The sequence below is a fragment of the Xenorhabdus beddingii genome, assembly GCF_002127545.1.
Lineage (GTDB): Bacteria > Pseudomonadota > Gammaproteobacteria > Enterobacterales > Enterobacteriaceae > Xenorhabdus > Xenorhabdus beddingii.
In genome coordinates this window covers 1-13,878 of sequence record NZ_MUBK01000041.1, presented here as the reverse complement: position 1 = coordinate 13,878, position 13,878 = coordinate 1, and the positions used below count along the sequence as shown (strand labels likewise).

Sequence of the window (13,878 nt, the reverse complement as noted above, 5' to 3'; positions counted from 1 at the left end):
TTGAATGAACTCCTTCCCTGGTCAGATAATCCTTTCAGTTAAAAATCCCCCATTTTTAGTGTTGGTTGGTAAAGCAAGGTGAGATGACCGGATGCTTACAGAGCGGGCACCGAGAAGTAAGACGTAAAACACGTGCGGCGATCCCGTGTTGGAGCACAGAACCGCCGCTAACCGTAAGCAACTATTGGAGTAGTTACTATGGCTAACCGCGATTGTAATGCAGATTGGAAGATTTCAAAAGCCCGGCGCAGCTATAAGGTGGGGTATACCAGCACCCGCCACGAAGATCGCAACACGGGTAGAACCCGCTATTACAGTCAGCATCCCAGCCTGCATCTTAAAGGCAACTGGCTGGAAGAAGCTGGGTTTACTACTGGACAGGCGGTGAACATCACCGTTGAACGGGGCAGTTGATTATCCGGCTCATTGAGAACAGCTGACGACTCAAAAAAGATCCCAGTGCTTAGACTGGGATCTTTTGCTAACTGATTTTTAATCTTTTATGTCCATTTTGATGCTTGCCCCATCGGGAATATTTCGTATTTGTAGAGCCAAATCAGCTCTGGCTCTCATTGATTCGCCTGTTCGAGCTAAGTAAAGATTTTCCAATTCATATTCTCCGCCTAAAACAAAGGGAATTTTAGGGACTAAACGATAGCCAGATTGAATAGGGCCGTAAATGTTTTGCCAATTATGAGCCAAAGAATATCCAGTTAAGACTTCATAATCTTCCAAGATAATCCCACTCCATTCATTTATACTCTTGGCTAATTTATCAAATAATCCCGTTTCAGGATCGAATGTATGAATACAATCATCTTTTAAACAAAACTGATTTCCAAAGATATCTTCTGCAAAGAAAAGAGCATCCTTAGCCATATCTTCGTACGAGTTAATCCATAACCTATTGTTGTTCCAATCAATTAAGCCGATCTCTTCACCTATCGTTTCATATGGAAAAACGCGTAATGCAGACTCAAAGCCATAAAATCCATTTTTTTTAGTCAATAAACAGCTCAATTCATCTACCAATGATTTTCCATAATTGGAAGCAATATATTTTTCTGATCTAACCGAAGAAATATCATGACTACAAATTGAGAGTAATTTGTCAGTTAAAGGCCACATTTTTCTATTTCTCCGTTTCTATTTTGCCTGATTTGTCTGTCTTTTCTGTCTTTTCTGTCTTTTCTGTCTTTTCTGTCTTTTCTGTCTTTATAATTACAGTTGCACCATTAGGTAATCCGCGACATTGTTGACCAATACATGATCCAGCTCCTCTATTATCAGAAGGGGTAATTGGTCGAACCGAAGCGCCTGAGCCACCTTCTTTAAACATGGCAGGAGGATATTCATCACGATCTGCACCTTTCACCGGAGGAGTATTTTTCAAGGATTCTCTTCTCCTCTGAGCAGCGCCCCCACGATCAATCGTCAACACATTAGGATGCCCTGCTTTCTGAGCATCTTCAATATGCTTCGCTGATTCTGGATATTTTGTTTTATCTACAACAATAACTTTATGCTCATTAGTATGTTGTTCCGAGCTACTGCCTTTGTTATCAGTCGAACCTTTTATTGACGGTACAGATGATGGCTTAGCCTGCATTTTATTGCTGGCTTTTGCCCCAATAATCCCCGTCGCAGTCTCCAGCAACATCAGGTTACGCTGCTCTTCCTTCACGTACTGCGCAGCATCCGCTTTGGACAAGCCCGATTTTTCCAGCTCTTTTTGGCGCAGTTCCGTGTTAAAGAACCCAGAAAGTGGTCCGCTGCCGCCATTTAACCAGCTGCTCTGCTCTGAACGACCTATCTTGTCATTGGCACGGTATCCCGATACCGCCAGTTCTTTACCCAACTCATGGTTGATGAATGCCAGTTCTTCACGACTCAACTCGCCATTCAGCGCCATCTGTTTCAGGGTGTTGATGGTTGCATCACTGGCCTGCCGGTACTCTGTCCAGACCCCTTTACGGCAGCTGTCATCCTGACACGATGCCAGTTTACCGCGCATGTCCTCCACTGACGGCAGACCTTTATCCAGAATACGCTGGCTCAGCTCTTTAGCCTTGCCGCACGCTTCCGGTGACATCGTGCGGCAATCCCCCAGATTTCGGGAGGCCAGCGCATTATTCTCAATCGCATTCTTAGCCGTAACAACTCATCCCAGCGCTTGAGTTAGGATTTTTCTGACTAATACATTTTAAATAACCAAAGTACAAACCCAGCTAAAGCACCTGCTCCCCCAATTTGCAAATGAACTCCTATATTGTCTTTGATGGAACAAAAAACATCCTCTTTGTCTATAAACCATAAACTAAAAGCCTGTGAGATAACACTCAGCAAGAAGACAGCCAAGAAAAAAGAAAATGTTAGATAACACATAATCACTATTGATTTCATTTTATTTTTTTTCATTTTGTTGTTTTCCTTCTTGCATTGCTCCGCCAACAGTAGAGTTGAACCAACCTGATACGGCTGAATCACCAACGTTACCAGCCACTGATGGGACTGAACTTTGTTTCACAGGCTTTGTAATAGTCCAAATCCCTATTGGTTCCCATTTATATTGTTTCGATATAGGATTAAGCACTTTCTGCATTGGTACTTTGATAACATTACCAGCCGCATAACCTGCACTGGCACCTCCTTTACTCAATACCGCATTTAAGAAAGGATCATCTCCTTTAATTTCCGCAGTGTAGTAACCGCCTACCGCATTCCATGTTACAGTAGGGTTGTAACCTTTTCCGGCAGTAATGGCACCAACAACACCTGCACCAATCAAATCAGAAAGTTTTACTTCTTTCGTCGTACCGTACTGAATAGCCGCATTCATGCCACTGGTGACTCCTGCCGCAATAAGTTGCTCTTTCCCTTTTGCGCCTTGGATCATCGCCTTGGCACCAAAGACCATCACAGGCCATGATGTGGGATCAAGGGCGACAGCGGCAACTCTGTTAGAAGTGGTAATATTATCCTTCAAAAACTGCAAATCTTTGCCATTTAAATACTGCACTATCTTGATGGCATCCGGATCTTTCAGTTTTTCTGACAATCGAATTTGTAACGATCCCTCATCAAGTGCAACATTAGTGGAGGCCTGTACTAATTCTTCATAGGTCACACAGGTAATGCCTCCACCGCTGCATTTTTCCTCTAATTCGGCACTATTCTTATTACTAATGTCCAAATACTTCTGAATGACAGCACCACAGTCCCCACCTTTGGCCTTACACTCGGCCAACCCTTTATCAAGATTGCGGCTGTCATCCTCATACAAGTAGTTCGACTCAACCGCATTCTTCGCCCCCTGCGCCCCCGCAACCCCACCGGCGGTAGAATCCGTTGCTAGTCCGGCCGCTATCCCCCCTGCCAGGGTCGCCAGGTTACTGATTTTTTCCTTCTCATCCGGTGACAGTTCACTCAGCTTCTTGTCAGGATAGAGTGCATTGGCTATTGTCGAAGCGGCCAGTTCGCCGCTGGCAGCCCCTACGGCACCGGCGGTGGCGGAGCCGCCTTTCATTTCGGCTATCACCCCGCCCAGAATGGCATGGGCGGCCAGGTTGGTGGCTTTCTCCTCCGCAGTCAGTTGTTCATACGCTTTGTTGCCGTAGGTCAGGTCCTTGACGGCATTGGCCAGATACGGGGCGGCGCCGCCGGCTATCGCCGCTTTGATATCCCCGCCGGTCAGTCCTTGGAGTGCCGTCACCACCGCCGTCACGGCCTGACGCCGGTTACCGCCGATATCGGCACCCTGCGCCTGTATGGCTTCATTATAGGCTATCTGGTGTGCAAGGTTTGCCATGGTCTCCGGCGTAATGGCCTGATTTTCTTTCCTCAACTGCGCCTCAGCCTGCTGTTTCAGCCGTGGCTGTTGCTGCGGGTCTTGCAGTGCGGCGGTGGCTTTTTTCGTAGCGCTGAGGGCTTCCTGCGTGTTGTAGATGTCCATCACCTGTGTGCCGATACTGGCAATCGCCTGTGCCTGTGCCAGCCGTTGCTGTTCTTTCTCCTTGTCGAAAATCGGCGTCAGGCTGTTGGCGGCGTTATCGGTATCCCGGCTGAGGGTCGCCACGTCCTGTTGCTGCTTATCCGCATCCCGCACAATGATTGTGCCATCACTCACCGCCGCCTGAGTGGTTGACGATTGGCTGTCGCTCTTATTGGGGCTGGCCAGCATAGTGGAGGCCATGTTGGTCCCCATCTGGCTGCCCATGGACCCACTGGTACTGAGGCCCACACTCTGGTGCTCGCTCTGGTATTCCGCCTTGTTTTCAATATCACTGAAGCCCAGGGTGCCGGTTTCCAGCCGGTTTTTGTCTTTCTCTGCGGTACTGGCAATCACTGCCCCGTCAAGCTGGGTATGTTCACCCACTTTGACATCAAAGCCGCCCTTGCCGGCAAAAATGCCGGTCTGCTCCTTCACCGACTCAAACTGACTGTGCAGCTTGTCACGGCTGGCGTTAACGCTGGCCGACCCGTTCATCGAACCGTAGGTAAAGCTGGCACCAGCGCTGATGTTCTCCTGTTTGCTGTCGTAGTTATCCTTGTCCTGTTCACTGGCGAGATGCAGATTGCGACCGACGTCCACGGTCACGGTGTCGCCGCTGACCTGCGCCCCCTTAAGCAATGCATCCTGCCCGGTTTTCAGCCTCACCTGATGGCCGGCATCCAGTTGGGTTTCGGTATGGGTGATGCCATCGCCTTTCTCATGGCCTTTACCTTTGTTGACACTGGCCGAGAATTTAATGCCCGTGCCCCCCTGACCGGCGGTCAGCCCGACGCCGACGCTGCCGCCTTTACTGCTGTTCTCGCCCCGGGTCGTCCGGGTGTTTTCAGCGGAGACCAGCGCAATATCCCGTTTGGCGTCCAGTGCGATATCCCGTCCGGCTTTCAGGCCGCTGCCTTGTACCCGAATATCGCCCCCCTGGTCCGATACCGCGTTGTCGCCGGTGGCCGTGATATGAATATCCCGTCCGGCGCTCAGGGTGCTGCCCTGTGAGTCAGTTGCTTCCTGACGCGTTTCGGATTTCGCCGACTGGCTGCCGTAAGAAAGCTGGATACCGACCGTATCGGTTGGTTTGTCGGCACGGCCGCCCGCCTGATTAATGGCCTCCGCCTTGGCACTGTTGGCTTCACTGAGCTGATATGCCTGATAGCCCTGCGCCCCGGACAACACCGCCTGGGTGCCTTTCAGCGCCTGCAACCGGCTGTCCCCCGCTTTTTGGGCCTGCCGGGCGGTGCTGACCGCCGTATTCAGCGCACTGCCCACCGCGCCGGACAACGCCAGCGTCAGCCCTGACTGTTTCTGCTCGACCGTCTCGGTCCGGCGACGTTTATCATAGCCCGGATCGATCTGCACGCTGTCACCGGTCAGCGTCAGATCCTGCCCCGCCACCAGATCGGCCCCGCCGACCCGGATCTGGTTACCGGCCGTGATGTTCACGTTGCCCCGGCTGCTGCCCACGGTGCTGACACTCTGGCTTTGGGTGGTGCCGGCCTCATCCACCTCATGGCGGGTGGACTGGGTGCCCACAGTAAAGCCGATGCCCCCGCTGCTGAGCAGCCCGCTCTTTTTCGTCTCTTCCCGCAAATAGTGGGACTGGGTTTCTGTGGCCGCCGTAATAGCGACGTCATGAACGGCCTGCAGGGTGACGTCCTGCTCCCCGGCGATCGCCGAGCCGTGCACAGTCAGGTCATGGCCCGCCGAGAGCTGGATATTGTTACCACTGAGCAGGCTGCCCTGCTCATGGGTCACGCGATCCTGCTGCACCGTCTGGCTGCGGCTTTGAGACAGGACGCCCTGTTTATCCGAACGGGACTCTGAAAACAGGACATCACTTTCTGTGGCACTGTTCAGCGTAATGTCTTTTTTCGCCTGCAACGCCAGTGCCCCCTGCGCGCTGTGCAGCGTGCTGCCGGTGACCGTGATATCCCCTTCACGGGCCTGAACCTCCACCCCGTCACGCCCGCTGAACGTACTGCCCACCGCGCGCTCACTGACGCTTTCCATGTCCCGCTGGCGGGTCGTACTGCCCTCGCGCTTGTGCTCGTGGTCCTGATCGGCCACCCGCTGACGGGCCGCCTTAATCGTCACCGATTGGGCACTCAGGCCGATGCGGCCGGCCCGGCTGTCCACCTGCGCCCCCTCTGCCGTCAGGTTGTCACCCGCCAGCAGGGTCACGCCCTGATCACCGCTCACGGTCGTGAGATGCAGCCGCTCTTCCTCACGCTGGTTGCTCACCGAAGAGGTCCGGCTGTTGGCGGTCAGATGGGTATTGTTGGTGGTGGTCTCTGCCAGCAGGCTGACGTTGCCGCCGGCCTGTAACCGGGTGTGCCCCCCGGCGTTGGCCTGGCTGCCCCGCAGGGTGATGTCCTGTCCCGCGCTCAGGCTGAGATCCCCGCCGGTGTTCAGCGTACTGCCCAGCGCCTGTTTCCATTCCCCGTTGACGGTCGCCATCCGCTGCCCGGCCTCCTCCATGCCGTCACGGGTGCGGTTGCCCATCGCGCCGGCAATCACCGAGACACGACCCGTCTGCTGGCTTCGGGCTGCGGTGATGGCCAGGTTATGACGCGCGCTCAGGCTGAGGTGTTGCGTCGCGTCCAGCTTTGCTCCCTGCAACTGGATATCCCCGCCCCGCAGGCTGAGGTCACGGGCGCTCATCGAGGCCTGACGCAGCGCATCCTGCAGATTGGTGCTCAGGGTCAGGCGCTCTGCCTGCACGTCGATGCGGTCTGCGCGGATCTCCCCGCCCTGGTGCCGGAACTGCTCCGCGTCAATGTCCAGCGCCCGCTCCGCAAACAGGTTACCCGTATTATCAAGGCTGTTCGCGGACAGTTGCAGGTTGCCCCCGCCAATCAGGGCGCCCTGGCCGGTCAGCCGCAGTGTGCTGTTGGCCAGATACACTTTAGGCACCCACACGCTCTGCGGGCCGGACGCGGTCTCGACGGTCTCGCTCACCAGCCAGACAATATCCTGCTGCAACGCCGCAATCTGGGCCGGGGTCAGCCGCACACCCGGCACCAACCGGAAGTCGTCGGCCACCTTGATGCCGTTGTTCATCAGCGCCTGATATTGCGCCATCGCGTCTTCCCCGCGCACGGAAGGGCGGCCGGTCAGTTTAAGCACCTGCTCACGCACCAGCCGTTGCTCATAGAATCCATCCCCCAGCCGTTTATGCACCTGCGCCGGGTCATACCCCACCCGCTGCAACAGGTAATCACTGCTGATAAACCGGCCCCGGCTGGTGAAGCGTTCATCCGTCACCACCAGATACGGGCTGCCCGCCGCCGAGTGCTGACGGAACAGGCCGTTATCGGGCACCGAGGTAGCTACCCGATCCAGCCGCTGCTGGCGCGTCAGCGGGCGGCTGAGCGGCGTCAGGGGGGGGTTATCCCCCTGAAGAGGGTCGCCCGGGGTCAGGGCACGGCCGACCGGGGTGAGGGGGTTGACCGACTCGAGTGTCACGTCCTCCGCCTGCCACGCCACATCCCCGACTTTCACCGCCAGCGGATTGCGTGCCCATTCTGCCCGCTCCGCCTCTGCGGCCTTTTGTGCCGCCTCGACGAGGCTGATTTGCGCCGGGTTGACCGTGGTATTCTCCAGATGCGTACCGTTGATGGCAACGTCGCCGTGGCCGGTCATGATGGCATCAATCGTGGCCAGCGCCGTGGTTTCATCATGGTTGAAGGTCGGGTACCAGTGCCGGGTGTCCCGGTCGTAGTGGTCAACCAGGGTTTCCTGCCGCCACTCATTGACCGAATAGCCCCGGTTGGTGATCTTGCCGACCTCTTTCGCTGACAGGTCCCTGTTGGCACTGAGGGTGCTGGCGTCATTAAGCAGCTCCCCCGCAATCTTCAGCACCATGTCGCCGCCCGCCAGAATATGAGCGCCAACGCCCGCCGACACCAGTTTATCCCGCGTCACGGTCCCCGTGGCCGTGCGTTCCCGGAAGTTGTTGTAGTCGTCGACAAAGGGCGCATTCACAATGTCGAGGTGTTTCTCCGGGTCCCACTGTTCTATCCGCCCCCGGTTGTGTTCGCGCCAGACGGTATTGTGGTACGGCGTCGGCACCCAGTCTTGATGTTCGCCGCGTGTCTCATAGAACGTCATGTCATAACCGCCGTCGCTGGCCGGTACCAGCGCCAGATAATTCACCCACAGGTCAAGCGGTTGTCCGTCACGATTGTTGACCCGGACCTGCGCCCGTTTGCGGGCAGCGTCGATGGTCAGCAGGGTGCCGTAACGGTTGTTCGCCACCGCCGCCTCATCCCCGACCGTCAGCCGCTGGGTGGTGGGGGCCATAGTCGCTTTGTTCTTATTCTCCCCGGAGTAGTAGGAGCGCCAGTAATAGTTATAGCGGTGCCATTTTGTTTCGCTTTTTTCCGCCCCGCGGACGATCTCCAGCCCTTCGCGCAGGTTATCCAGCCGGTTGGCTTCTATCACCACATTGCCGTCGGCCTCGATACGGCTCGCCCGGTTGGCAATCAGGCCGTCACTGCCGAGGTGCAGGGCACCGCCGCTGTAGATCAGGCCGCCCGCCTGATTGGTCAGTTCCTTACCGGCCTGCAGATGCAGGCGCCCGGTGGCCGCGATCACCGCCTCCTTCCCGTGATTGTCGATAATCCGGCTGTGCACCGTGATGTCATCGCCCATGATCGTGTCGGTGTTCTCCAGGGTATCACTGGTGATCCGCAGGCTGTCCGCCTCCAGACGCCGCTGGTTGCGCAACGTGCCGGTGGTCAGTTGCAGCGTTTTCCCGACCAGGGTGCCCAGGTTGGTGAAGTGGGTGCTGTTGAGCGTCAGGTTGCCGGCTAACAGCCAGTCGGCCAGGTTGGTCAGTGTCCCGCCCACGGTAAAGGTCAGCGTGCCGTTGCTGCTCAGTGTGTCCCCCGCGTGGTGGGTGTAGTCCTGCTGCACGGCCAGGGTCAGCCCCTGCTGGCCGTGCAGGGTGCCGAGCCGGTTATCCAGCGTTTTGGCATTGACAGTCAGTTGCGCTGCGCTGCGGACGGTACCGCCCTGATTGAGCAGCGTCAGTGTTGACGGGGTGTCCGCGTTGAGAGTGAACGTGTGGTTGGCCAGAAGAGTCCCCTGACGGTTGTCCAGCCAGTCGAGCAACGACAGGGTCAGGGTCGCGGCGCTGTGCAGACGCCCAGCGGTGTTGTCCAGCTCACGGGCGGTGATACGGGTGTCGGTTGTCCCCAGTAACAGGCCGCCGTCGCGGTTGTTCAGCCGATCGGTGTGCACCCTCAGCGCCGCCTGACTGGTAATTTTTCCCTGCCCCTGATTATTCAGTTCGGTCGTGTCGAGTCGCATCACCCCGGTGGAGACTAATTCCCCGCCCTGATTGTGAAGCTGTTCGCCCCGGAAAGTCAGGTCGCCACCACTGTGGATTTTGCCCTGCTGATTATTGAGCACGTTGACGCGGTAGGTGCTATTGCCCTGACTGATCAGCGTCCCGTCCGGGTTATCCAGTTGCCCGGTGGTCAGGGCCAGCGCGGCCTGACTGTTGAACTTTCCTTGCCGGTTATTGACCTGCCCGGCAGTGATTTGCTGGTCGCCGTTGCTGCGCACCGTGCCGCCGGTATTGTTTAACAGCCCCAGGATATGCAGTCCCAGTTGCTGCTGGCTGGTCACTAAACCGGCGGTGTTGATCAGCGACTGCGCCCGGATGGTGCTATTTTCCTCGCTGCGCAGTTTACCCTGCCGGTTATCCAGCAGGCCGCTTAAGGTCAGGCGCATCCCCTTCTGGCTGTCAATCAGGCCGTCCACGTTGTCCACGTGTTGCGCCGTCACTGCCAGATCCCCCTCGGCGAGCAGTGTCCCGCCGCTGTTTTGCACTCGGCCGGCGGCTGTCCCGTCTGTCGCACCCTGCACATCGAGCCGTCCGCCGGCCCCGATTTTACCGGCCTGGTTATGGATATCCTGGGCGACATGCAGCTTCAGCGCCCCCGCGGTCGTCAGTGTGCCCTGTTGATTGTCCAGCGTATTCACCGCCAGCGTGGAATCATGCTGGCTCAACACGCGGCCCTCGCGGTTGTCAAATCGGTTACCCGAAGCCGACCAGCCGCCCAGGGTGCCAATCCATCCCTGAAAATTCAGGATATTTTCCGCCCGCAGGGATTGCGCCAGCCGGCTGAAAATGCGGCCTGTGCTGTTATCCAGGGTGCGGACGAACTGCATGTCCAGCGTATCCAGCCCCTCAATGTTCCCCTGCGCATTGAGGAGTGTCTGCGCCTGCACGGTACTTCGCCCGTGGCTGATCAGTTTGCCGCCCTGGTTGTCCCAGCGGCCGGCCAGCGTCAGCGTCAGCCCCTGCGTACCCCGGATCTCCCCGTTCTGGCGGTTGGTCAGTTGGCCGCCCTGCAATGACAGCGCGCCGCCACTGAACAGCCAGCCCGCGTCATTGTTCAGTACGCCGGAGGTCCCCCCCTGCCAGCGCAGATCGTACTTGGCCGTCAGGGTGCCCGCCTGATTCATCACTGTCCCCTGACTGTTGAGCGTCAGGTGGCCGCCCGATTGCAGTTTGCCGTCATGGTTATCGAGGTCATGCGCTGTGACGGTCACCTGTTTGCCCCCCTGGGCGATCCCGCTGCGGTTATCCCAGCGGCCGTCCGTGTGAATCGTCAGGGTGTCCGCCGCCTCGATAAACCCGTGCTGATTGTCCAGCCCCTGACGAACCTTCAGTTGTAAGTTTCCCTCACTGACCACCTTGCCCCGGGTATTTGTCAGGCGCTGCGCGGTCAGATCCAGAGACTGGCTCTGGAGGTTTCCGTCCGTATTATGGAGGTTGCCGGCCGCGTTCAGGGTCAGCGTGTGTCCGGACAACAGGATACCCTGATCGTTTTGGATATCGCCCCCCGTGGTGACCTGCAAGGTGGAAGTCCCCTGCACCCTACCGCGCTGGTTATCGAGACGGCCCCCCGTGTTCAGGGTCAGCGCCTGACCGGACCACAGTTTGCCGTCGCGGTTATCGACAAGGCCACCGGTACGAAGCCCCAGCGTGTCATCCGCCTCGATAAACCCGTGCTGATTGTCCAGCGCCTGACGGATCGCAAGCTGCAGACGCCCCAGACTGAGTACCTTGCCCCGCGTATTCGTCAGGTTCTGTGCGGTCAGGTCCACATGTTGGCCCTGCATTTCCCCGGCGGTGTTATCGAGGTCGCCGGTGGCATTCAGGGTCAGCGCCTGCCCCGCCCACAGTTTGCCGTCGCGGTTATCGAGATGACCGGCGTTGACGGTCACCTGTTTACTCCCCTGCAGGGTACCACCGCGATTATCCCAGTGGCCTTTGCTCTGAATACCCAGTGCATCCCCCGCTTCAAGCCACCCGAGTTGATTATCCAGGGTCTGATGGATATCCAGCTGTAAACGCCCCCGGCTCACCACTTTGCCCCGGGTATTGGTCAGGCGCGGCGCCGTCAGTTGCAGGTGTTCACCTTTGATGTTCCCGGCCGTATTCTCGATGGCGTCAGCCACGTTCAGGGTCAGCGTCTGACCCGCCCACAGTTTACCGTCGCGGTTGTTGAGATGACCCGCGTTGAAGGTTACCTGCCCGCCCCATACGGTGCCGCCGCGGTTATCCCCGTGGCCCTGGGTACGGATCGTCAGGGCATCGGCCGCCTCAAGCTGTCCGCGCTGATTGTCTATCCCCTGACCGGCATTAAGCTGCAAACGCCCCTGACTGATGACCTTGCCCTGCGCATTCGTCAGACGGCGTGCCGTCAGATCGACATGCTGGCCCTGCATCTCCCCGGTGGTGTTATCGAGGTCGCCGCTGGCATTCAGGGTCAGTGCCTGACCGGCCCGCAATTTGCCCTGCTGACCGTTCTGGATCTCGCCTCCCGAGGTGACGTGCAGGGCGGACTGACTTTGCACGGTGCCGTGCCGGTTATCCAGTGATCCGGTCTCAAGCCGCAGGCTGCCGTTGCTGCCCAGCTCACCGTCGCGGTTGTTCAGCGCCCCGGTCACCCGCCAGTGTTGCGCCGTACCGCCGAGCGCCACCAGACGCCCCTGCTGGTTGTTCAGGCTGCCGGCTTTCAGGCTGAGTCGGGGCGCTTCAATGCGGCCTTCGGTGTTATCCAGCGCTCCGGTCAGCGCAAAGCGGCTCTCCCCGGCGTCCTCCTGAGACCAGACCGCTTTTTGGCTGAACAGGCTGGCGGCGTGGATCTCCCAGCGGCCGGCACGCACCTGTGCCTGTTGCGCATCGACATTGCCCGGCGTCTTCACCGCCAACTGCTGGCTGTCGATTTTCGCCTGTTGCAGGGCCACGCCGCCGGTTTGGGCAGCGATTTCAGCCCGGCTGGCCGCCAGTTGGCTTTGGCTGATATCCACCCGGTGACCGGTCAGAGTGATATCACCCAGACTCCGCAGGCTGCCGCTGGCCCGCAGGTTGCCCTGACTGTTCAGCGTCAGATTGGCCTGGTGCTTCAGCGTACTGTGGATATCGCTGCCGGCCAGCAGATGTCCGCTGCTCTGTATGCCCTGAGCCGACGTCAGCCGGACATCGCCCGCCGCCGCCAGTGTGCCGGATTGCACAATGCCCCCTGCGCGGCTGTGGACGGTCAGCTGCCCGCCACTGTGCAGCTTGCCGTGATGTTCAATCTCTTCCCGGGCCGTCAGGCTGATATCGCCACCGGCCTGCGTCACCACCTCCTTCGTCCCCGGCTGCCAGCTCAGCCGCCCTTCGCTGCTGACGGTCAGCGTCTTACCGGCTTGCAGGTGCCCGCCCTGATTGCGCACCCCGACGCCCGCTTCAGTCCCTATCATGCGGATATAACCGCTGTACATGCCGCCCATCTGCCCCATGTCTATCGCCAGCTCAGGCGGCTTGCCGTCCGTGGGTAGCGGCGTCACCGTCTTGCTGTCCGCGCTGATGTGGTTGCGCCCCGCGACCACGGCAAGTTCCGCTTTCGCCCAGACGCCGGCATTCACTTTCACGGTGCGCGCCAGAATATCGACATACCCGGTATCATGGCGGACGTCACCGTTGAGTCCGCCGCCCTCAATGCTCACCACGCCCCGCTCAACCCGATACCCTGCCAGACTGCCGTCGGCATTCAGCGCCGGCTTACCGGTGGTCAGGGTCATCCGGCCGGCATTAATGGTGCCACAACCGTTGCACACAATCCCCGACGGGTTGGCCACAACCACCTGCGCCCGCCCGCCGGCCACTTCCAGATAGCCCTGCAACTGGCTGGGCTTATCGCTGTTGACTTCATTGATAATCACCCGCGCTGGTGTCGCATTCGGATCTAGGCGGGGGTTACCCTGGATCATCCCGGCCAGTTGGGTGGTGGTCATCACCGCCGAGTTATTGAGGATGGCGCCCCGTGCATCAACATCAAACTGCTGATAGGGGTTATGGGAAACGCCGGCCTGATTGGGCGCATTGATATTGACCTGCGGCAGCCCATTCTGGGTGGTGATCACCTCCGGACGCTGGGCCGCTGCCGCCTGCCCGTCAGCGACAATACCGTCAGCCCACACCGGCCCGGCAAACAATGCAGCCCCCAGCAACCACACCGCGCGGCGCACCGTGACCCACAGGCGTTTTCCCCCGCTACCACGGCGTTGGCCGGGCGCGGTACTGCAACTCCGCGCCAGTTCTGAGACGACCCGCAATTCACCGTGCGTGCGGCTGTAGATAAGGCAATAACACTGTTTGTTCATCACTCATATTCCGGTTAAATCAAGACACACAACAAAGACTGGGGAGAAAAACGACAACTCATCAGATTTCCAGATTCAGGCTGAAACCGCCGCTGACCCCTGCGGTATGTAAGCGTCCGGTGAACTCACCTTGTCCCTGCCATCAGGCGCGTGCACGCTACGGCTAATTTATCTTTCCTTTGGAGACTGAACCATGCGCCGTAACC

The 13,878-nt window shown here is 58.1% G+C and carries 5 protein-coding genes; 1 reads left to right on the top strand and 4 read right to left on the bottom strand.

Annotation, left to right across the window (positions count from 1 at the left end; translation table 11 throughout):
• Positions 1–198: 198 nt before the first annotated feature.
• Positions 199–414, top strand: coding sequence for a SymE family type I addiction module toxin (locus tag Xbed_RS17170; RefSeq protein ID WP_086114065.1), 216 nt, complete (start codon positions 199–201; stop codon positions 412–414).
• Between the two features lie 78 nt (positions 415–492).
• Here Xbed_RS17170 and Xbed_RS17165 read toward each other — a convergent pair whose 3' ends face one another.
• From Xbed_RS17165 to Xbed_RS17150, 4 genes are all read right to left on the bottom strand, one after another.
• On the bottom strand, positions 493–1,128 hold the full coding sequence (locus Xbed_RS17165; protein ID WP_208612267.1) for an SMI1/KNR4 family protein: 636 nt from the start codon (positions 1,126–1,128) through the stop codon (positions 493–495).
• 4 nt (positions 1,129–1,132) lie between these two features.
• Entirely contained in the window at positions 1,133–2,092 is a 960-nt protein-coding gene (locus Xbed_RS20335; protein ID WP_244182536.1) for a NucA/NucB deoxyribonuclease domain-containing protein, read from the bottom strand.
• 101 nt (positions 2,093–2,193) lie between these two features.
• Positions 2,194–2,418: a hypothetical protein gene (locus Xbed_RS17155; protein ID WP_086114064.1), complete on the bottom strand. Its 225-nt coding sequence runs from the start codon at positions 2,416–2,418 to the stop codon at positions 2,194–2,196.
• Positions 2,405–13,672: a hemagglutinin repeat-containing protein gene (locus tag Xbed_RS17150; protein WP_086114063.1), complete on the bottom strand. Its 11,268-nt coding sequence runs from the start codon at positions 13,670–13,672 to the stop codon at positions 2,405–2,407. The genes Xbed_RS17155 and Xbed_RS17150 overlap by 14 nt, the downstream gene beginning before the upstream one ends.
• Positions 13,673–13,878: the final 206 nt, after the last annotated feature.

What these genes read in the sequence shown, in the direction of transcription:
- Xbed_RS17170 (WP_086114065.1), top strand. Translation starts at nt 199, where the DNA reads ATGGCTAACCGCGATTGTAATGCAGATTGGAAGATTTCAAAAGCCCGG.
- Xbed_RS17165 (WP_208612267.1), bottom strand. Translation starts at nt 1,128, where the DNA reads ATGTGGCCTTTAACTGACAAATTACTCTCAATTTGTAGTCATGATATT.
- Xbed_RS20335 (WP_244182536.1), bottom strand. Translation starts at nt 2,092, where the DNA reads ATGTCACCGGAAGCGTGCGGCAAGGCTAAAGAGCTGAGCCAGCGTATT.
- Xbed_RS17155 (WP_086114064.1), bottom strand. Translation starts at nt 2,418, where the DNA reads ATGAAAAAAAATAAAATGAAATCAATAGTGATTATGTGTTATCTAACA.
- Xbed_RS17150 (WP_086114063.1), bottom strand. Translation starts at nt 13,672, where the DNA reads ATGAACAAACAGTGTTATTGCCTTATCTACAGCCGCACGCACGGTGAA.